Source organism: Vreelandella janggokensis (genome assembly GCF_031451615.1).
GTDB classification, from domain to species: Bacteria; Pseudomonadota; Gammaproteobacteria; order Pseudomonadales; family Halomonadaceae; genus Vreelandella; species Vreelandella janggokensis.
In genome coordinates this window covers 1,376,716-1,396,437 of sequence record NZ_JARWAJ010000001.1, presented here as the reverse complement: position 1 = coordinate 1,396,437, position 19,722 = coordinate 1,376,716, and the positions used below count along the sequence as shown (strand labels likewise).

Genomic DNA, 19,722 nt, shown 5'->3' with positions numbered 1-19,722 from the left:
CTATCAAGCAGCAAAATGATCTGCCAAGGTCATGATGATGGCCTTGGCGCTATCACTGCTGAGCGAATAATAAATCGTTTGTGATTCCCGCCGGGTATTCACCAGTTGGTCACGCCGCAAAATTGCCAAATGCTGCGAAAGCGCGGACTGACTCAGTGCCAGCTGCTGATTAATCTGTGTTACCGAAAGTTCCTTACCCGCGAGCAAGCACAAAATCTGCAACCGTTTCTCATTGGCCAATGCTTTCAACAGGTTGGTTCCCGCTTCGATGGCGTGACCGTTATGATTAAGCAGGCGTGCAGCACTCTTGGAAGCCGACATGGGGATCTCCTGGTCTACCTTTGAAAGGTAGCGTTGTTATAGGTTGTTGAAGGCATGGCCGCGATGTAGTGTCTGATTATTTAATGATCAGTAAATTAGCGTGGTTTGTCCAAGTTGTTGTTTAACGGTTTATCAATGGTAATCAACGCATTTTGTCGACAATGAAACCCATTCCGCGAATTATCTCCCACTTGTAGCCCATGGTCTTAGAGAAAAGCATCGGCTTAGTGCATAAAGTGTCAACAATCCTGAGAGCCTTCTCCAATCACAATAACGATAGGTGTTCCCATGCGCCGCTACCCGCAGCTTTACCAGCAATCTATTGAGCAACCAGAACAGTTTTGGGCCGAGCAGGCCAAGCGGATTCCCTGGATGATGCCGCCCACCACGGTACTGTCCTACGATGAACAACAGCACGCGCGGTGGTTTGCCGACGGTGAGATGAACCTTTGCCACGCGGCCCTGGACTACCATGTGGATCAGGGGCGAGGAGAGCAGGCCGCCATTTTCTGGGATTCGCCAGTGACGCAAACCGAGCAGACCATTACCTACCGTCAGTTACGGGATCGGGTAGCGGCATTTGCCGGCGGCCTTCAACAGTTAGGCGTTGTAAAAGGCGACCGGGTGGTCATCTATATGCCGATGATTCCGGAGGCGGTGGTCGCCATGTACGCCTGCGCCCGACTGGGCGCGATTCATTCCGTTGTATTTGGTGGTTTCGCTCCCCACGAACTGGCCGCACGCATCGAAGACGCCGCACCGAAAGTCGTTGTTGCTGCCTCCTGCGGTATCGAGGGTGGCAAGGTAGTGGCCTACAAGCCGATCATCGACCAGGCCCTGGCCTTAAGTCCGCATCAGCCCGATGCCTGCATTATCAAAGTCCGCGCGGAGTGTGACGTCGAGTTCAACGAACGGGAATACGACTGGGAGGCCCTTGTCAGCCAGGCGACCCCGGCCGACTGCGTACCGGTAAAGGGCACCGACCCGCTTTATGTGCTGTATACCTCAGGCACCACGGGAAAACCTAAAGGCATTGTGCGCGACACCGCTGGCTATGCCGTGGCGCTTGCTTACTCGATGGAGGCGATTTATGCCCTGGCGCCGGGCGATGTGTTCTTTACCGCGTCAGACGTTGGCTGGGTCGTCGGCCATTCCTATATCGTCTATGGCCCACTGTTACACGGATGCAGCACGGTTCTTTATGAGGGCAAGCCGGTCAAGACGCCCGATGCTGGGAGTTTTTGGCGTCTCATCGAAAAATATAACGTCACCAGTTTCTTTAGTGCACCTACGGCCTTTCGTGCGATTAAAAAGGAAGACCCGGATGCACAGTGGCTGTCAAAGTACGACATCAGCTGTCTCAAGCATCTTTACGTTGCCGGTGAGCGGCTTGATCCGCCGACCTATCACTGGCTTGACGATCTGCTCGACGTGCCGGTTATCGACCACTGGTGGCAAACTGAAACCGGCTGGCCCATTGCCGCCAATCTGCCGGGTATCGAACCCATGCCCACCAAGGCCGGGTCGGCGACCGTACCTGTTCCTGGCTTTAATGTGCAGGTGTTGAATCGGGATGGCGAGCAAGCAGCCCCCATGGAACAGGGCAGCGTTGTGATCAAGCAGCCGATGCCCCCGGGTTGTTTAACCGGTGTTTGGGGAGATCCAAAGCGCTTTCACTCTGCCTATATGGCAGCATTTCCGGGCTATTACCTGACCGGAGATGGCGGCTTTTTTGATGAGCAGGGTTACCTGTTCATCATGGGGCGCACCGACGATGTGATTAATGTGGCAGGCCACCGGCTTTCTACCGGCGAGATGGAAGAAGTCGTGGGCGGTCATCCGTCGGTCGCCGAATGCGCGGTCATTGGTGTCCATGATGATCTAAAAGGGCAGTTGCCTGTTGGCCTGGTGATTCCCAAGGATGGTTACACTGAAGGTGAAGAAGCACTCGAAGCAGCATTGATTGCGCGTGTACGCGAGCAAATTGGCCCGGTGGCCTGTTTCAAGCAAGTCATTGTCGTCGACCGGCTGCCCAAGACACGCTCCGGAAAAATCTTGCGGAAGTTGCTGCGCAACCTGGCCGATGGCCAGGAGGTGGGCATTCCTTCCACTATCGATGATCCCACCAGCGTCGATGATGTGCATCGCGCCATGTGCGATCACCGGATCGGTCGCGCGAACGAAACGCCACCTCACGCATAGCCTTTGCTGACCGCCGCCCACTTTTAATGCGGTCGAGAAGGCGTATAATGCGCCTCTCGCCGCACTGGGTGCGCAATACATTGAGGGTTCCCTAACCCCTCGTTACACAAAAAGGCTAGCCGCATGTTTGTTTTAAACGACGCTCAGCACCGCCGTTGCCTCGCCGTCATGGTAGCGTTTCACATAGGTATCATCGCCGCCAGTAACTATCTGGTTCAGCTTCCTTTCAGCCTGTTCGGTTTTCATACCACCTGGGGCGCCTTTAGCTTTCCGTTTATCTTTTTGGCCACTGACTTGACCGTCAGGCTGTTTGGAAAAGGGCCTGCGCGAGCGATTGTTCTGCGCGTCATGCTGCCTGCGCTGGTCGTTTCGTATGTGATCTCCGTGGTGTTTCCGCAGGGCGATTTCGCAGGACTGGGCGCATTGAGCGAAGGCAATCTATTTGTCGCGCGTATCGCACTGGCAAGCTTTTTGGCTTACGTTATTGGGCAGTTATTGGATGTGCAGGTGTTTGATCGTTTGCGACAGTGGGTATGGTGGGTCGCGCCGGTGTTTTCTACCGTGCTGGGCAACCTGGCCGATACCTTTGCATTTTTTTCGGTCGCCTTTTACCAGAGCCCGGATCCCTTCATGGCCACCCATTGGGTGGAAATTGCTGCCGTCGATTACGCCATAAAGCTTGCCATCAGCCTGCTGTTTTTCCTGCCACTGTATGGCCTGTTGCTATCCTGGTTAACGCGTCGGCTGGTGGTCTGGACCGATCAGACTGACGTCGCGCCGCGACCGGCCTGATAGCCCATCAACCGACGAGGAGCCACGATGAATGACGCCATGCCGATAGATTTACACTACCTTGACCAGCCCTCGGAAGAGCACGCCGATGCGACTCCGATGGTCGTCATTCACGGTCTTCTCGGCAGCGCCGACAACTGGCGCTCGCATCTCAAGGTATGGCAAGCCTCACGGCGGGTGATTGCGGTTGACCTACGAAACCACGGCCGTTCGCCTCATGTCGAGGGAATGAGCTACGCCCAAATGAGTGCCGATGTCGTCGCCTTGCTCGACAAGCTCGGATTATCGCAGGTTCATCTGGTGGGGCATTCCATGGGCGGCAAGGTGGCGATCAGCCTGGCCCGTCAACACCCGGATCGCGTTGCCTCACTGGTGGTGGCGGACATTGCCCCAGTGGCTTACCAGCATGGCCATGATGATGTCTTTGCCGCGCTCGAGCGGGTGAGGGAAGGGCAGCCCGCTAATCGCCGCGCAGCGGATGAACTGCTTGCTGAACACGTCGATTCCCGGCCGACCCGGCTGTTTCTTGCCACTAATCTGGTGCGAGGCGAGCAAGGTGGGCTCAAACTGCGCGTTGGGTTGGATTACATCCGCCAGGATTACGAGGCAATCATCGGTTTGCCGTCGGGGGAGGCGCCTTACAACGGACCGACGCTGGTACTACGCGGCGATGAGTCCCCCTACGTGAGCGACGCCATGCTGCCTGCGCTGCGTGAGATACTTCCCGCCGCACGTGTCGTGACGCTAAAACAAGCCGGGCACTGGCTGCATGCCGATCAGCCTGTGGCTTTCCAGCAATCAGTTGACGCATTTTTGACAGCGCAAACTTCTTCAGTCAACTCATAGAGCCTTGATGGATAGGCCATACTCATCAGGTTCACGTAAGAAACGCTGCAGGATCCGATAGCTGTCGATATCGAAGCTGGCTGACTCGGCATCCAGCTTCTTGGCGGCGGCTAAAGTGGCGGCACTTCCCAGGTAGCACCACTGATTTACCACGTGCCAGGCCACTGCCTTGTGCTCCGGTGGGGATTCCTTGATGACAATCCGCCCCGGCCACGGCCAGGTGTTGACCTGTAGGGGCTGCAACGCTGTCTGCGCGCGCTGTGTGTGGTCGCTGATTGTTTCGTTACCGCAACAGGCGCCCCGGCACTTTCCTACCTGGCTGGCAAAACAGCGGCCTTTACCCGCTTCCAGGCCCAGCACCTGCGGGCAAAGCTGATGCGTTTCGGCTAGCCCACGTAAGGCCTCCTTGGCACTGGAAGCATTTCGGTAAAGACCGAAGAATCCTCCCGTTGTCGGTTGATTAAGCGCCGTGCCGCTGAGCAATTGTGGCTGTGTCGCCCCCTCTGGCCAATGCCAGGTGGTCAGGTTGCGCTGCTTGCGTAATTGACGGTTCATGATCGGTAGCAGTGACTTGACCAGTTGGGCTTCCCGTAGCTGGGCACCCAGGTCGCCAGCTGTCTCTTCCCATTCTATATGCTGTATCTGCTCGACCATTCGCATCGCTTTATGATCGTGGCGGGCTCGCCGAAAATGGTCGCGCACGCGGTCGCGTAGGCGGATACTCTTGCCGACGTAAAGCGGTAGCCGGTTATGGCCATAAAACAGATACACTCCAGGCCTGGATGGTAGCTGGTCGAGCATGTCCTGATCAATCCGTGCCGGTCGTTGACGACCCCGGGTTTCATCCAATTGCGTTTGCCGTTTGGTCGGTGATTAACAGCCCCCCGACTAGAGGGTATGGGGATCGATGGCCAGGCGTGACACTGGCAAAAGCTCATCGCTGAGGCCTTGCTGTAAAAGAAATTGTTCAAAGGCCTGATAGCGGCGGTTATCCACCGCACCAGGTGACAACGCGATACGCCTGAGGAGGTCTTGCCAATTTGCTGCATTAATGGGGTTATCAAGCACCGGTTCGGCACTGATCAGTAACTCCCAGGCGGCATCGGGGTTTTCCAATATCCAGTAATGCGCGTCTTCAATGGCCCTGACAATGTGAGACCAGGTCTTGGCACGACGGGCGGTACCGTCTCGGTTGGCCAACAGTATCAAGCCGTCGTAGCGCGGAATATCCAGGGCACTGTGGCGTATAACCTGCGTATTGATGCCTTCATTCGCCAGTTGTTCAGGTAATGAATGAAAGGGCGCATCGATGACCGCATCGACCTGCTCCTCAGCGAAAGCACGGCGAATGTCAAAATGCAGATTAACCGGAGGCGCGACATTGCCAGCCTGGGTGAGTGCCTTGGGGATCAAATAAGGGATGAACAGGTCAAGACCTTCGCGGCTTGTGTAGCCGTAGCGCATCCTTGCAAGTTTATCCTTGATGGGATCTTCAATCTCACCTGCCACGACCACTGCGCTTAGCGGTGTTTCGATCAGCGTGGCGATACGTACGATAGGAGCTCCATCATGCACGTAGAGATGCAGTGAAGGCTGGCGACTTAAGGCAAAATCGATTTCATCGGCCGCTAATAGCTTCAGTCCGACGCTTGGGTCTGCCGGTGTCTGGAGCTCAACCTTCATGCCTTGGGCGGTAAACAAGCCACGTTGCTGAGCCACGATGAGCCCTGCGTGCTTTGGGCTCAAAAACCAGTCCAGCATGATGCTGACCTGTTCAAGGGGTGGTGGCTCAAGGGGAGGCGCTGGGGTGACGGCGTTGGTAGGCGCCTCCTGTTGGGGCTCCTCTGGTTCGGCATCGGGCGTCCACCAGGCGGGGGGAACCTCGACGCTGCTGTTAAGTTCGAGCTGGCTGTCACTGTTCGTCTTCTGAGCATCCGACTCATTTGCGTATGTCATTGAACTTACGAATAATAAAACGACCTTTATAGACAGCAAAACATACCAAGTGCGACACAAACGGGTCAGCATCATCAATCACTCCCAGTAACAGAAAGCAAAGTGTATCTGGCACGCTAATCATCTGACCAGCCTTCAATTACGCCTTGTCAGTCCATGAGGCGCAGTAAATTCAACGCTGGCATGCGATAATCAGCGTGCTTAGAGAAGAGACGGAGAGTCATGGACGCAATCTACACGTTTTTCTTGGTCGGCGGTTCCTTGATGGCGCTCAGTATTCTGGCGAGTCGTCTTTCCTCGATGATGGGGGTTCCCCTGCTCCTGATCTTCCTTGCGCTGGGGATGGTCGCCGGTGAAGAAGGACTGTTAGGGCTCCAGTTCGATGACTATTACATGGCGTTCACCATCGGCCATTTAGCGCTGGCGATGATTCTACTGGATGGTGGCCTGCGCACACGCCTGAAAACTTTCCGCGTCGGCTTCAAGCCGGCGCTTTCACTTGCCACCTTCGGGGTCTTTATCACCAGTGCCATTGTCGGTGGCATCGCCATGCTGGTGTTTGATCTATCGCTCGCCGAGGGGTTGCTGGTGGGTGCCATTGTAGGCTCCACCGATGCCGCCGCGGTGTTTTCAATGCTAAGCGGACGAGGTGTCAATCTCAATGAGCGGGTAGGGGCCACGCTTGAAATCGAATCGGGTACCAACGACCCGATGGCGATTTTCCTGACCTTGATGTTGGTCGAATTGTTGGTTGGTGATATCGGCGGTCCCATTGAAACGCTGCTGTTTTTTATTACCCAATTCGGTATCGGCCTGGTGGTGGGACTTGGCGGCGGCTGGCTGAGTGCCAAGCTGTTGCGCTGGCTGGACCTGGCCCCGGGCCTCTACGCCATGCTAGCGCTTGCCCTGGGCTTCAGCGTCTTTGGCCTCACCAGTGTACTCGGCGGCAGTGGCTTCTTGGCGATCTACCTGGCGGGCTTGATGATCGGCAACCAGCCGGGCCGCCATCTCAACTTTATCCTGCCCGTTCACGATGGCCTGGCGTGGTTGAGTCAAATCGGTCTTTTCCTGGTGTTGGGGCTTCTGGTAACGCCCAGCGAGCTCTGGGACGTCGCGCTTCCCGCCGCCTTGGTAGCGCTGGCCCTGATTTTCATTGCCCGCCCGCTGGCCGTGTTGATTACCATCAAACCGTTTTTCAAGTTTCGCTGGCGGGAAACGTGGTTTATTGCCTGGGTGGGTCTGCGCGGCGCGGTGCCGATCGTGCTGGCCATTTTCCCCTTGATCGACGGTGTGGAAAACGCCTCGCTCTACTTCAATGTGGCCTTCGCGGTGGTGCTTATGTCGCTTCTGATCCAGGGTGGCTCGCTGACTGTCATGGCTCGCTGGCTAAAGGTGGAGGTGCCGACGGGTACCACGCCTGATCGACGCGGTCCGCTGGGTATATTGCCGGAAAACGACTACGAGATGTTCGTCTACTCAGTTGACAACAAAGACCTTGAAGACGTGCCCATCCGTCTTCTGCGCTTTCCCTCCGGTGCACTTATCTCGGCGCTATTCCGTGAACATGCCATGCTGCACCCGAAAGGCAGCACCCGACTCAAGCTGGGCGATGTAATTTGCGTAATCGGCCGTTCGGAAGACCTGAATGCGCTCAACCGTCTGTTTAACGGTGATTCAAAGTTAAAAAGGGAGCGTGCCTTTTTCGGTACCTTTACCCTGGATGGCAGCGCCCAAATGCAAGATATTGCCCAGGCTTATGGTCTGACCTTGAGCCCAGGTGAGAAGGACATGACCCTGGCCGAGTTTGTATCGCTCCGCGTAGGCGGTCACCCTGTGGTAGGTGACGATGTGGACTGGCATGGCATCCATTGGGTTGTCAGCGATATGCAAGGCGGAAAAATCACCCGTGTCGGGCTAAGGTTGTACTAAAGGCGTTGACTTCCAAGGAAAAGCTGGTAGTATATGCATCCGTAAGCCGGAGGGATGGCAGAGCGGTTGAATGCACCGGTCTTGAAAACCGGCAAAGGTTAATAGCCTTTCCAGGGTTCGAATCCCTGTCCCTCCGCCACCTCGATTTCAAAGCCCCTGATTCGTCAGGGGCTTTTTTATTGTCTTGAATTTATATCCAATATCTTGGGTTACTGTGTGCTGAGTACTAAGTTACTTACATAGCCGTTCTGTATGTTTTGCCGTATAGGTGATAGCGGCACATTGAGTTAAACAGCCAAGGCAAGCAGCGATCCAGAGCGTTGGATCTGCCTATGCCGAAAGAACAATGACGGCAATCAAGGTAATAACAAAGAACTTTTCCGATCACTGATACTGGATTTGAGAGGAATCATGTTTTTAAAGCTTCTCCTCTGGGCCACCCGTCTGATGCTGCTCGTGCTGGTAGTAGTGAGCATTTTGCCGTTGATACCCAGCGGTCAATGGTGGATCAGACTATGGGACTTTCCACGTCTTCAATTACTGGGTGTGCTCGTGTTCCCCCTGTTACTGCTGGTATTTCACGCATGGCGCGCGCAATCAGGCAAAGAACATGCAGCATGGGGAGTGGCGGTTGTGGCGATTGCAGGATGGCATCTTTATCATGTTTTGCCGTTCACCCCTGTATGGCCGACCGAAGTGCCAACCGTGGAGGCACAAGCCAACGGCAACCAGGGGACCTTGAAAGTAGTCACCGCGAATGTGTCGTACAAAAATGACCAGCATGACGAGATAATGACAATGGTGCAGCATGAGGACCCCGACTTGCTGCTGCTAATTGAAGTGGATCAAGAGTGGGCTGAAGGGGTGAGTGCGCTTAATGAACGTTACACGAACCGGGTAGGCGAGGTGCGTGACGAGGGGCTAGGGCTCGTGCTCTGGTCGCGCTTCCCACTGCTTGAACACGAGGTTAAACACCTCGTCTCCAAGCGCCGCCCCTCCATCTTCGCCACTCTGGACGTGCCAGGAATCGGGCCGGTCGAATTCGTTGGTGCCCATCCAGTGCCGCCGGGTCTTCAAGACAGAATCGCAAGCAATGATGAGATCGACGAGCGCCGGGACAGCCGGGTCCGCGATGCTGAACTCATGCGCATTGCTCACCACGTACAACAAGATGCCGACCACCGCTGGATTGTTGCCGGTGATTTCAATGACGTTGCCTGGTCTGACACCACTCGGCTATTCGCCGACTTGAGCGATTTGAAAGACCCACGGCGGGGGCGGCGACTACTGAGCACCTACCACGCAGAGCGGCCGTTATGGCGTTATCCTATCGACCATTTGTTCGTCTCTGATGGCTTTCATTTAATCAATCTTGACCGAGTGAAAGTGGATGGCTCCGATCATTTTGCGATTTCTACCACGCTAACGGCTGCACAGAAGGACCATGCCAGGCCCGAGGCTTCGACAAAAGAGGAGCAGGAAGCCGAAGAAATCGTAGAAGAAGGAAGCGAGGACGCCGAAGAGCATGACGTAAGCTCGTCAGAATAAGTGTAGGAAAACGCCGATAGGGCGGTAAGTGTTGTTAAATCGCCTGTTTGCGAAACTCGTCTGGTAATACCACTTTCATCAAGAAAGGTACAAAGTTTTGCTCATGGCTTGGCATGATCAGCAAATAACTCCTATGTAGCCGAAAGGTGATAGGAGTAACGATGATGGATGCACTAGCGCGAAAGCTTGGCCTCAAGACAGATTCCACCATTTTCTTCTCATCCGCGGGGATTATGATTCTTTTCTTGGTGGTGATTTTGATTGCGCCGGGCCCCATAGGAGCAGCCTTCGGCGCTGAGCCGAAATGGGTCGTTACCAACCTTGGGTGGTTGTTTATTTTCGGGGTGACGAGTTGGGTAGCTGTACTGCTATGGCTGAGCGTGAACGTTCCAACATCAAGGAACGCCAACTGGCTGGCATCAAGCGGGCCAAGGCTGAAGGTAGGGCTTTAAGGTCGGGAAAGACCATCAACGATGAAGATGTGGCTCTATATTAAAGCCCCGTTTTTACGGGGCTTTTTTGCTTTTCTAGTCCCTTCGTTTCTTGTTCAATACCCCTTCTACTAAATGCACAGGTCCTTTACTGTGTCCAGATCGTGTCTACGGTTGTTTAGCAACCTCCGTCGGCGCTTGGCGCTCTTGTTGTTTTCACCTTTCAGGTGAGGTGGGGCGTTATCAACGTCGATACGTGACCAGATCATCTTGAGAAGCTCATTCATGCGGCCTTAGGCCCAATAGAATGACGTCTGCGCACCGCTGCGTTATGTTTTGGATGCCGCTAAAGACCTGACTGCTTCCGAGTGGGTGGTTCACCTACTGTCCTTCTGGCTTCCTTGAGCACCCTGTCGCAACCAGGAGCTATCACCATGCGCTTGATTCAAAAACACGACCAGAACATGACGGGTAGGGACTTCATTGTCAGCGATATCCATGGGCAGTACGACTTGCTGATCGAGGCCATGGCTCGCGTGGATTTCGATAAGATAAAGGACCGCCTGTTTTGCGTGGGTGACTTGATAGACCGCGGCGCTGATTCATTGAAGTGTCTATCGCTACCCTTCGAGCCCTGGTTTTTCGGCGTGCGCGGCAATCACGAAATGCTGGCATTGGAGGCTCTAGAAAGGGGTGGAAACGCTGAAAGTCTTTGGATGATCAACGGCGGTACTTGGGCGAACAAAGAGAACCGGACCGAAGTGCACCGACTACTCCTCAAGGCGTTGAAGTATCTGCCCTATGCACGCCAGGTGGAGGTGATGGGGCAGCAGATAGGCATCGTTCACGCGGAGTCGCCCGCTGACTGGTCAATGATTGAAGATGCAGGCCCTGCCGAAAAAGAACAAATCGTGTGGGGGCGTTCCCGTATCAAGCGTATGGAAAAAACGCCGGTGACTGGCATCGATGCGGTGGTGGTCGGGCATACGATCATCGAGCGACCGACGTGGTTGGGTAATGTGTTCTATATCGACACCGGCGCTTTCCAAACCGGGCGACTGACGTTGATCAATGCCCGGGAGGTGTTGGCATGAACGGGAGCGAATGTCGGCCACCCAGTAGGGCTAGTGCGTTCTAAACGGTAGTTTCGCGGGGATGATCTCTTTCGCACCGCTAGTTGAATAGTATGATGATTCCCGTCAAATAAAGGCCGATTATTGCCATGCTTTCAAATCCAATACGGCCCGGCCCTTGCTCTTGTCGATGCAGAAGGCCCAACATGAGCACCCCCGTCATCAATACCGTAAGGGCAACCCATAGCATCACATGATTGGGGATGACGTGATAAATGGAGCCGCCCCGATAAGCTACATCTGATGCGGCGGCAAACAATGTATCAAACGCATTACCACCGATAATCCCAGCCACTGCGAGCGTTAGCGCTCCCCGTCGCACCGCTGCAATCGTCGTTACAAGCTCGGGTAACGATGTGACGACTGATGTGAGCAGGACACCGACGGCGGCTTGGCTAAGCCCTGTTTCGGCAGCAATAATCGTCGCGCTACGTTCCAGCAACCAGCCGGTGAAGCCTATTGCAAGCGCGAGACCCAGGAAAATGAGCCATAGCCGCTTGAGCGTAATTTTTCCAGACGGCTCATCGGGCTGGTCCTCACGCGTCTCGCGGGTTCTTGTCGGGGACCACATCGGCCGTGTGTGAGCATTTTTAATCAGCCTTAGACCAAATAGGTAAGCAATAAATAATAACGGTGTGATCGGATGTATCTGCCAGAAAGTCCACTCAGGCGCGAAACGCCCCACCAGCAACAGGCTGAGAAGGCACAAAAGTAATGCCCCCTGAATCAGGTTACCAAGAGAGGCTGCCGCGTGTTCGAGATTGGCACGTCGATATACCATGTCGGCGATCGTTAAAAATAGCGTCTGGACGGCGATACCGCCTAGCGCATTACTCATTGCCAGTTCGGGTTTATCAGTCCAGGCAGAAGAAACCGATACCACAATGCCTGATAGCGAGGTAGCCATTCCAAGCAAAACAGCTCCCGCAATCGCTTCACCTAAGCCAGTGCGATCAGCGAGGCTATCAACCACTCGAGTGAGTCGGGTACCCACGATACCAATGACAACTGCGCAAAAACCGAAGAGGGCAAACGCGGCCAGAAGCGAAATATCATTGAGCAATGTGAACATTCAGTTTCCCTCGTTAGGGCATATCGCTGTGTCATGCCGAGAATGTTTAACACTGGCTCATTAGAAAGCATGAGTTCAAGCAATAAGTGCCTCACCAACAGTATTCAGGATCGATAAAAAAACATTAAGCTGTGGGGCATGCGATATTACCTCAGCTAACGATCGGTGAAGTCAGCTTCGCTGGCTAAATTCTAGAAAAATCGCCGTTTTACTCGGGGAGTATGGGACCTTGTCGTCACTAAAAACGCACTACCAGGTGCATTGGTTGACCGGTCAGTTCTGTGGCGGTGGCAGTGAGTCAATGTATCGCCAGTCCATTGAGTCGAGGGTGCGGTTTGAATCCTGCCTTTACTTGATTGTGGCCGCGTTGATCTTCGGCATGTTTGCCATTTCGGATTATTACCTTCTGGGCATCACCAGAGAGTTTTATTTGCTGCTCGCTATGCGTATCGGGGTGGTGAGCTTCTGCCTTATGCTGGCCTTCATTATCGGGCGCTGGGGCGGCTATTCGAGAAAAGTCTGGCTGCATGCTTTGCCGCTATGGCTACTGGCGACGGGTATCATTTTGATTGTGCCATTACGCCCCGAAAGCCTTCCCACTCAGGTAACAGCGGTAGTGGTAGCCACGATGGCTTTTTATCTTTTGATTCCCAACCTGCTGACGGTAGCGGCGCTTGCCAGCCTCTATTTGAATATTGGGTTTTTGGTCTTTGCAGTGCTGTTTGCGGCGCTTGGCCCAATGACAATGCTTCGCATAGCGCTGCTGTTGATTATGGCCAACGTGGTGGGGTTCTGTGCATTGCTGCGTATTGAGAGCCTACAACGTAAGCAATTTGCGTTGCTTCACGAAGAACGTGGTCAGAATCAGCAGTTGCATGAGGAAATCGTTCGCCGAAAATCACTGGAAACGCAGCTGCGCGAAGTGGCAGAGCGGGATGCTCTGACAGGATTAAATAACCGCGGTCATTTCATGAATTTGGCCGAAAAACTATTGCAGCACTCACAACTGGAAAAGGTGCCGTTCGGCTTTTTCATGATTGATGTGGACCACTTCAAAGTCATCAACGACACCTGGGGCCATCGCCATGGGGATTGGATTTTGACCAAGATTGCCGAGGTCTGTGTTCAATCTCTGCGCCCTACGGATGTGATAGGGCGCTTCGGAGGGGAAGAATTTGTGGTGGCCCTTCCTAATATCAGTCCTGAAGACGCGCAAATGGTGGCAGAACGACTTAGAAAACAGGTCGCAGATCTGCCATTACAAAAAGAAATGGAAAAACTATGCCCAAGCGTTACGATCGGCATAGCGATAGCGCACACCCAGGACGTTGATCTCGAGACGCTGATCACGCGAGCTGATCAGATGCTTTACAGCGGCAAACGTCAAGGCAGGAACCGGGTGGTAATGTACGACAACCCGCGAATAATCCGGTAACCACTCCTTCCACAACGCCGAAGATGGCGGCAGCCAAAAATATGAAGTGGGCATTTTCGTTTGGCGTGCCACCGGTAAGATTAACCACCAAGGTTCCTGCAAGCAGCTAAAAGCGCCCTGAATAAGGGCGCTTGCTAATACGGGGTTTTGCGGAAAACGTACCCAAAACGAAGCTTCATCACGCAAGCGGCATTCAGGCCGGTAGGATGTTTTGGTTGACGCGGAAGAGGTTTGTCGGATCAAACTTCTTCTTGAGCTCCACCAGTCGCTCGTAGCTCGCGCCATAGGCGAAGGCAATGCGGTCGGTTTCATCATCGGTCAGGAAGTTGATGTAGGCGCCATCACTGGCATAGGGCTGGGTGCGGGTAAAGAATTCACGCGCCCAGTCGATGCAGCGCTCGTCCTCGGCAGCCGTCTCCCAACGGGCATGCACGTTTAGCACGTAGTTGGCGTCGCGGCTCGAGTAGGCCATCGCTTCGGATTGGGCCCGGCCCGTTTGGCCGCCTAACGTGGCAATAAATATCTCGCACTGTGAAGACGGTAGAGTGCCGGCGTATTCGATGATGGCATCGACCGCCCCTTCGCCAAGCGACGAGAAATTATGCGACTTCCAGTAGTTGCGGGCGCCTGAGGTTAACAGTGGATCGAACGCCTGTTGCCAATCGGTATATGGCTGTACGCCGATATGCTCACCATGGGCGGTACCGAACCCACGCAGCGGTTCGATGTGTTTCTCGCCTTCAGCAGGATCACCTGTGTAGCAAATGGCCAGTGCGACAATCTCTTTCCCGTGGACAGTCTTGGGCAGGAAGGGCAAGGGAGGTGCCTTGCGGGTCACCATCCACACGTTGAGTTCATCAGGCATCGTTTCCGTAAAACGGGCGAACTGCGTGATGACCGATTTCGCCTGATCGAAGGGAAAGACGATGAGACCGCACAGCACATTCGGGCCTACGGGATGCAGCTGGTACTCGAAACGCGTCACGATACCGAAGTTACCGCCTCCACCGCGAAGTCCCCAGAAAAGGTCGGCGTTTTCCGTTTCACTGGTGTGCAACTGTTGGCCATCGGCAGTAATCACGTCCATACCGAGCAGGTTGTCGATGGTCATGCCGTACTTGCGGCTGAGCCAACCGAAACCACCTCCCAGGGTCAGGCCGGCCACACCCGTGGTGGAGTTAATGCCCAGCGGGGTGGCAAGGCCATACGCTTGGGCAGAGGCATCGAAATCTGCGAGGGTGCAACCAGGCTCAGCATATCCGCGATGAAGCTTCTGATCTATGAGTACGCCCTTCATTAATGAGAGGTCGATCATCACACCATTGTCACAGACAGAATTGCCTGCAATGTTGTGACCACCGCCACGTATGGAAAAGGGCAAGTCGTTGGCGCGCACGTAGTTCAGGGATTGGACAATATCGTCCAGTGAAGAGCAGCGGGCAATCATGGAAGGCCTGTGGTCGATCATGGCATTCCAGATCTGTCGCGTTTCTTCGTATTGCACATCATCCGGAAGCATCACACTTCCCGAGAAATCGGCCTTAAACGCCTCTATTGCGGTTTGAGAAATATGGTTCATGACGACCACCGTTGCGTGTGCCCGAGGCAGGGACGCATGGAAAGAGCGTCGGGCGGAGAATGGAAGAAAACAAATCGGCTGGCGACTCGCCCCCAATCCTCACAGCGACCCTTTGATTGGCATTTCGTCAGTGGATCATCATAGTGTAGGTCAGACTGTTAACAATCGCGTTTATTTATTGGGTGGACTCATGGAGAATCCTAGTCTCATAGCGACTGGATCTCTGGCAAGTAGTTATCGCCGTTCGTTTTCGGTAACTCTCGGCCCATATAGTGAGTAGAGCAGTTGATGAAACGAGCGGGAAGCTACAGTGTTTCTTCCAGGAGCAAGGCCAGTCGCTTGAGATGCAGTTCATAGGCGGTTGCATTAAAAGAAGGGGCGTCCTTGGCAGTGAAGCCGTGGGCTGCGCCTTTGTAGAGTTCGGTGGTGAAGTGCACGCCAGCGGCGGCTAGCGCAGCGTCCATGCGGGCGATCTGCTCCGGTGGCAAAAGCTCGTCCTGGTCGGCATGTCCCAAATAGACGTGCCCCTGAATATTGCCGACCCCGTGTATGGGACTGTTCGGGTCGTCTGCTTCCGCCAGCCGGGCCGAATGGAAACCGGCCACCGCTGCAACGCGGTCGGGGTGTTCAGCTGCCATGCGAAGCGCAAACGCCCCAGTCATGCAATAGCCGACCGCCGCCATCTTGCCGTCAGCAAATTCGGCCTCGTTATCAACGCCGTTCAGAAGGGCAATGAAGTCACGGGACTGTGCCTCGGGCGTGAGGTGACCGGCATACGCTAATAGCGTTGGCCTTACGTCCGGGTCACGAAAGGATTTGCTCTCCGGCACGACAGAGCCTTGCGCATCACGGTAGTAGACGTTAGGCATCAACACGGCATAGCCATTGTTGGCGACCTGCTGGGCTTTCTCGTGATAGCAGGGCCGCAAACCGCCGATATCCGTGAACAGAATAACGGCCGGAAAGGGGCCTACGGCGTTCCCGGGCGTGAAGATATGAGCGTCGATGGTGCCGTCGGTGGCGGGAATTTCGATAGCACGAGACATGAATAAGCTCCGGCTTGTCGATAGCGAGTGGTTGTTATCACAGTCGAATATTACACAGATAAATCTAGCCGAATAAAGGCTTGTCATCCTCGTAACTTGGCGTGATCGACGTAAAACTCCTATGTTGTCGGAAAGGCGATAGGAGTAACAATAATGGATGCACTTGCGCGGAAGCTCGGCCTCAGGACGGATCCCACTATATTTTTCACCTCCGCAGGGATCATGATCCTTTTCTTGGTAGTGATTTTAATTGCGCCGGGCCCCATAGGCGATGCCTTCGGCGCCGGACGGGAATGGATCGTCACCAATCTTGGCTGGTTCTTTATTTTCGGGGTGACGAGCTGGGTGGCCTTCCTGCTTTGGGTGGCGATCAGCCGTTATGGGGCAATCCGCCTGGGTGGCAATGATGCCAAACCGGCTTATAGCAATATCTCCTGGTTCGCCATGCTGTTTGCGGGCGGTATCGGCACGGTGTTGATGTTCTGGGGCGTAGCGGAGCCTATTTCCCATTTTACGACGCCACCAAGGCCGGATGTTGAACCCTTCTCTGTAGAGGCCGCTGACGATGCCATGAGCTTTTCGATCTATCACCTGGGGCTGCATACCTGGGCGATCTTCGCCATGCCGGGCCTTGCTTTCGCCTACTTTATCTATCGTTTCAATCTGCCGATGCGTTTTAGCTCGGTTTTCTACCCATTGATTGGCGAGCGCATTTACGGTTCCGTCGGTAAATCCCTCGATATCTTTGCCATTCTCGGTACCCTTTTTGGCGTGGCAGTCTCCATTGGCCTGGGGACTCAGCAGATCAATGCGGGGTTAACGGAGTTGTTCGGTATTCCTGATGCAGTGATGCCCAAGGTGCTGATCATTGCCATTCTGACAAGCGTTGCTGTCGGTTCGATCGTGGCAGGGCTGGATTCAGGTGTAAAACGGCTTTCCAATATCAATATCGGTATGGCCGTTGGCCTGATGATGTTTGTGCTCTTTACAGGCTCTACCGTTTTCCTTTTACGTGCCGTTGTCGAGACATTTGGGCTCTATATATCGAACCTGCTGCCCATGGCGTTCTGGAATGACACCCTGGCGACCTATACCAACGATGATGGCAGTGGCTGGGGATGGCAGGGCAGTTGGACCGTATTCTACTGGGCCTGGACAGTCACCTGGTCGCCGTTCATAGGGATCTTCGTGGCACGGATTTCCCGCGGGCGGACCATCCGCGAGTTCGTGCTTGGGGTGCTGTTCGCGCCCTCCATTTTCACGTTGATCTGGTTTGCGATCTTTGGCTGGTCGGCGATGGAGATTGACGGAATCGGGCCCGAGGCCCGGGAAGCAATGGGCGAGCAGGCCGGTGTCTTGTCTGCTGCCGTCGGCGAAAGCATTCCACTCGCCATGTTTGCGTTTTTCGAGAATTTCCCGGCCGCTACATTGATTCAGGGTCTGGCGGTCGTCATCGTTGCCATCTTCTTTGCCACGTCATCAGACTCCGCGTCCCTGGTGGTCGACATGCTATGTACCGGCAGCCCTGACCCTGGCCCTTGGCATCAGCGCGTATTCTGGGGGGTCTCTGAAGGCATGTTGGCGGCAATGCTCATTGTGCTTGCCGGCGATGCAGGGCTGACGGCATTGCAGGAGGTGATTACCGTTGTCGGTCTGCCAATGTTCATTCTGGTGTTTGCCATGATGTTCGCGTTGTTCCGTGGGTTGTCCCACGAAGACCTTGGGGCGGTGAAGGTTGGTGATCCACCCAAACCTGAGGAGTTATCAGCGAGCGAGAAGGGGAGAACCTAAGCCCCTTTCGAAGATCAAAAGATTATAGGAAACTTGAGACAGCATTTTCCGGATCCATTACCGCAAGGGGAGAATGGCAATGAGTCAACGCGATGAATTCATCGAGGAAATGAAAGCCAGGCTTGATGAGTGGAATGCTGAAATCGACAAACTAACCGCTCAGGCCCGTCAGGCCAGTGATGAGGCCAGAGTCAAATACCACGAAGACATTGAGCGACTCAAGAAGCGCCAGGCGGAGACTCAGCAAAGGCTCGAGGAACTGCGCCATGCCAGTGAAGAGGCCTGGGATACCGTTCGCCAGGGCATGGACGATTCCTGGGAATTGATGCGCAAAGCTTTCCGGGACGCCTCCTCTCGTTTCAAGTAGCCGGCGCTAGCCCCATTAGTTGGAGGCACGACCGTCCTGCGGTTGCGCCTCATTGCCTTCGCGTAGTCGTTCGATAGACGCACTTCCCTGCTCTGACAAAGCGGCGAGGCGGTCGATCTGCTCATCCAGGCGGGGCAGGGCTTCCTGACGGTAGGTTGAAAGGTCGTCGATTGCGCCCATCACCTCGCCAAACGCCTCTTCGAGCACCTGCATGTCGAGCATCGCCGAGGAGGCCCGCTTCTGGATGTCCACGCCCTGCTGGCGTAGTGCCTTGGCGGTTCCGCCGATCATCTGCGATGTGGTGGAATTTAGGGATTCGATGCGGTCCAGCACCAGACGCTGATTGGCCATGGCCATGGCGACCGTCACTGCAACGGTAAGGGCCGAGACGGTCACGTTGATGGCCCTGTCCACACCGCGCATCAACTCCCGGTTGTTGCGGATGATGACTTCCAGCGCCAGTACACCCTGCTGGCTCACCGCCAACTGTTGCTGAAGATCGACAATGCGTTGACGAAGCGGAAAGAGCAGCTCCTCTTCGATAAATTGACGCCGTGGGTCATTCACGTCACGGTCGGCGACATCATCCTGAAGTCGCTGATCGATCAAGCGACCCAGCGTGATCTGGCGGTTCAGCTCACTGAGGATGTCATTGAGCGCCTTCTGGTCATCGCTAAGAGTGAGGTTGTCACGATGTAGCATGTCGCGACCGCCTTCCAGCTCCTCGATGATCGCGTCCAGGGCCTGCTGGGCATTCTCGAACTTGCGGAAGTAGCGCTGCAAGCGGCTGTCGACGCCGGGAATGATCGCCATCACGCGATCCAGTGCGCTGGGCGCCAGGCGATGACGGGCGGGGTCGAGGCCTTCCATCCGCCCCCGTAGGTCACTTAGCGCCTTGGCAACCGGCCCACCTTCGTCGCCCTGGTGGGCCAGCTTGCGGAGCGGTGTTTGCAGCATGGCACTGCGATGGGCGGCCTGCTGCTGAAGCTCCAGGCCCATTTCGTCCACGGCGCGGCGCTGGCGAACCGCTGATGCCTCGTCGCCTTCGGCTAGAATGTCCTCGATAAAACGGTCAGCCAGGGACGCGAGTTCGGGGTCGATATCCTGCTTGTCAGGCTCAACTGACTCGTCCTGGCGCGCCCCCAATTGGCTGGCGATCTCGTCCACCGGTGGCAGGGAGAGGCGAGGTTGGTCATCCGATGGCTGAGTCATGAGCGTCTCCAGAGGATAAAAAAACTAAGTGATCAAAAGACCGTCGTAAAACGTTACTCTAT

General features: G+C 55.0%; 17 protein-coding genes and 1 tRNA gene. 11 read left to right on the top strand and 7 right to left on the bottom strand.

The window, feature by feature from the left end:
* Positions 1-3: 3 nt before the first annotated feature.
* Positions 4-321, bottom strand: coding sequence for an ArsR/SmtB family transcription factor (locus QC816_RS06395; RefSeq protein WP_085918606.1), 318 nt, complete (start codon positions 319-321; stop codon positions 4-6).
* A gap of 288 nt (positions 322-609) precedes the next feature.
* On the opposite strand from QC816_RS06395, the gene QC816_RS06390 reads away from it, so the two are divergent.
* The 3 genes from QC816_RS06390 to QC816_RS06380 all read left to right on the top strand — a co-directional run bounded on the left by QC816_RS06390 (position 610) and on the right by QC816_RS06380 (position 4,161).
* A complete protein-coding gene (locus QC816_RS06390) occupies positions 610-2,523 on the top strand; it encodes a propionyl-CoA synthetase (RefSeq protein ID WP_085918605.1) in 1,914 nt (637 codons plus the stop codon).
* Positions 2,524-2,646: 123 nt separating this feature from the next.
* Entirely contained in the window at positions 2,647-3,315 is a 669-nt protein-coding gene (locus tag QC816_RS06385) for a 7-cyano-7-deazaguanine/7-aminomethyl-7-deazaguanine transporter (RefSeq protein ID WP_199285292.1), read from the top strand.
* Positions 3,316-3,342: 27 nt separating this feature from the next.
* Complete coding sequence (locus tag QC816_RS06380; protein WP_085918603.1) at positions 3,343-4,161, top strand: alpha/beta fold hydrolase; 819 nt, start codon at positions 3,343-3,345, stop codon at positions 4,159-4,161.
* Here QC816_RS06380 and QC816_RS06375 read toward each other — a convergent pair.
* Together QC816_RS06375 and QC816_RS06370 are read right to left on the bottom strand one after the other, a co-directional pair.
* Positions 4,156-5,010: a GIY-YIG nuclease family protein gene (locus QC816_RS06375; RefSeq protein WP_254902893.1), complete on the bottom strand. Its 855-nt coding sequence runs from the start codon at positions 5,008-5,010 to the stop codon at positions 4,156-4,158. The genes QC816_RS06380 and QC816_RS06375 overlap by 6 nt on opposite strands.
* Before the next feature lie 39 nt (positions 5,011-5,049).
* A complete protein-coding gene (locus QC816_RS06370) occupies positions 5,050-6,117 on the bottom strand; it encodes an ABC transporter substrate-binding protein (RefSeq protein WP_233337404.1) in 1,068 nt (355 codons plus the stop codon).
* Between the two features lie 222 nt (positions 6,118-6,339).
* Between QC816_RS06370 and QC816_RS06365 the strand changes: the two genes are divergently transcribed.
* The 5 genes from QC816_RS06365 to QC816_RS06345 all read left to right on the top strand — a co-directional run bounded on the left by QC816_RS06365 (position 6,340) and on the right by QC816_RS06345 (position 11,119).
* Positions 6,340-8,046 (top strand): potassium/proton antiporter, encoded by a 1,707-nt coding sequence (locus QC816_RS06365; RefSeq protein ID WP_199285294.1) that lies wholly within the window; start codon positions 6,340-6,342, stop codon positions 8,044-8,046.
* Positions 8,047-8,094: 48 nt separating this feature from the next.
* A tRNA-Ser gene (locus QC816_RS06360) sits at positions 8,095-8,185 on the top strand.
* A gap of 272 nt (positions 8,186-8,457) precedes the next feature.
* Positions 8,458-9,594 carry an endonuclease/exonuclease/phosphatase family protein gene (locus QC816_RS06355; RefSeq protein ID WP_309781398.1) on the top strand — a complete coding sequence of 379 codons (1,137 nt, stop codon included), beginning with the start codon at positions 8,458-8,460 and terminating at the stop codon, positions 9,592-9,594.
* Between the two features lie 161 nt (positions 9,595-9,755).
* Entirely contained in the window at positions 9,756-10,046 is a 291-nt protein-coding gene (locus tag QC816_RS06350; RefSeq protein WP_264823080.1) for a BCCT family transporter, read from the top strand.
* 413 nt (positions 10,047-10,459) lie between these two features.
* On the top strand, positions 10,460-11,119 hold the full coding sequence (locus tag QC816_RS06345) for a metallophosphoesterase (RefSeq protein ID WP_309781397.1): 660 nt from the start codon (positions 10,460-10,462) through the stop codon (positions 11,117-11,119).
* A 79-nt stretch (positions 11,120-11,198) separates the two neighbouring features.
* On the opposite strand, the gene QC816_RS06340 is transcribed toward QC816_RS06345, so the two are convergent.
* The gene (locus tag QC816_RS06340; protein WP_199285295.1) at positions 11,199-12,230 is read right to left on the bottom strand and encodes a sodium:calcium antiporter; all 1,032 of its coding nucleotides are present in this window, start codon (positions 12,228-12,230) and stop codon (positions 11,199-11,201) included.
* 229 nt (positions 12,231-12,459) lie between these two features.
* Between QC816_RS06340 and QC816_RS06335 the strand changes: the two genes are divergently transcribed.
* Positions 12,460-13,665: a GGDEF domain-containing protein gene (locus QC816_RS06335; protein ID WP_233337405.1), complete on the top strand. Its 1,206-nt coding sequence runs from the start codon at positions 12,460-12,462 to the stop codon at positions 13,663-13,665.
* Positions 13,666-13,858: 193 nt separating this feature from the next.
* Here QC816_RS06335 and QC816_RS06330 read toward each other — a convergent pair whose 3' ends face one another.
* The gene (locus QC816_RS06330) at positions 13,859-15,244 is read right to left on the bottom strand and encodes an FAD-binding oxidoreductase (protein ID WP_309781396.1); all 1,386 of its coding nucleotides are present in this window, start codon (positions 15,242-15,244) and stop codon (positions 13,859-13,861) included.
* A gap of 305 nt (positions 15,245-15,549) precedes the next feature.
* On the bottom strand, positions 15,550-16,290 hold the full coding sequence (locus QC816_RS06325; RefSeq protein ID WP_309781395.1) for a dienelactone hydrolase family protein: 741 nt from the start codon (positions 16,288-16,290) through the stop codon (positions 15,550-15,552).
* A 153-nt stretch (positions 16,291-16,443) separates the two neighbouring features.
* Here QC816_RS06325 and QC816_RS06320 point away from each other — a divergent pair, with 153 nt between their 5' ends.
* Both QC816_RS06320 and QC816_RS06315 read left to right on the top strand, forming a co-directional pair.
* A complete protein-coding gene (locus QC816_RS06320; protein ID WP_085918596.1) occupies positions 16,444-18,081 on the top strand; it encodes a BCCT family transporter in 1,638 nt (545 codons plus the stop codon).
* Between the two features lie 79 nt (positions 18,082-18,160).
* On the top strand, positions 18,161-18,448 hold the full coding sequence (locus tag QC816_RS06315) for a sll1863 family stress response protein (protein WP_085918595.1): 288 nt from the start codon (positions 18,161-18,163) through the stop codon (positions 18,446-18,448).
* Positions 18,449-18,463: 15 nt separating this feature from the next.
* Here the strand turns inward: QC816_RS06315 and QC816_RS06310 are convergent, their stop codons facing one another.
* Positions 18,464-19,660 carry a toxic anion resistance protein gene (locus tag QC816_RS06310; protein WP_085918594.1) on the bottom strand — a complete coding sequence of 399 codons (1,197 nt, stop codon included), beginning with the start codon at positions 19,658-19,660 and terminating at the stop codon, positions 18,464-18,466.
* Positions 19,661-19,722: the final 62 nt, after the last annotated feature.

Bases quoted from the DNA above. Each gene is read 5' to 3' on its own strand.
- QC816_RS06395 (WP_085918606.1), bottom strand. From the start codon at position 321: ATGTCGGCTTCCAAGAGTGCTGCACGCCTGCTTAATCATAACGGTCAC.
- QC816_RS06390 (WP_085918605.1), top strand. From the start codon at position 610: ATGCGCCGCTACCCGCAGCTTTACCAGCAATCTATTGAGCAACCAGAA.
- QC816_RS06385 (WP_199285292.1), top strand. From the start codon at position 2,647: ATGTTTGTTTTAAACGACGCTCAGCACCGCCGTTGCCTCGCCGTCATG.
- QC816_RS06380 (WP_085918603.1), top strand. From the start codon at position 3,343: ATGAATGACGCCATGCCGATAGATTTACACTACCTTGACCAGCCCTCG.
- QC816_RS06370 (WP_233337404.1), bottom strand. From the start codon at position 6,117: ATGACATACGCAAATGAGTCGGATGCTCAGAAGACGAACAGTGACAGC.
- QC816_RS06365 (WP_199285294.1), top strand. From the start codon at position 6,340: ATGGACGCAATCTACACGTTTTTCTTGGTCGGCGGTTCCTTGATGGCG.
- QC816_RS06355 (WP_309781398.1), top strand. From the start codon at position 8,458: ATGTTTTTAAAGCTTCTCCTCTGGGCCACCCGTCTGATGCTGCTCGTG.
- QC816_RS06350 (WP_264823080.1), top strand. From the start codon at position 9,756: ATGATGGATGCACTAGCGCGAAAGCTTGGCCTCAAGACAGATTCCACC.
- QC816_RS06345 (WP_309781397.1), top strand. From the start codon at position 10,460: ATGCGCTTGATTCAAAAACACGACCAGAACATGACGGGTAGGGACTTC.
- QC816_RS06340 (WP_199285295.1), bottom strand. From the start codon at position 12,230: ATGTTCACATTGCTCAATGATATTTCGCTTCTGGCCGCGTTTGCCCTC.
- QC816_RS06330 (WP_309781396.1), bottom strand. From the start codon at position 15,244: ATGAACCATATTTCTCAAACCGCAATAGAGGCGTTTAAGGCCGATTTC.
- QC816_RS06325 (WP_309781395.1), bottom strand. From the start codon at position 16,290: ATGTCTCGTGCTATCGAAATTCCCGCCACCGACGGCACCATCGACGCT.
- QC816_RS06320 (WP_085918596.1), top strand. From the start codon at position 16,444: ATGGATGCACTTGCGCGGAAGCTCGGCCTCAGGACGGATCCCACTATA.
- QC816_RS06315 (WP_085918595.1), top strand. From the start codon at position 18,161: ATGAGTCAACGCGATGAATTCATCGAGGAAATGAAAGCCAGGCTTGAT.
- QC816_RS06310 (WP_085918594.1), bottom strand. From the start codon at position 19,660: ATGACTCAGCCATCGGATGACCAACCTCGCCTCTCCCTGCCACCGGTG.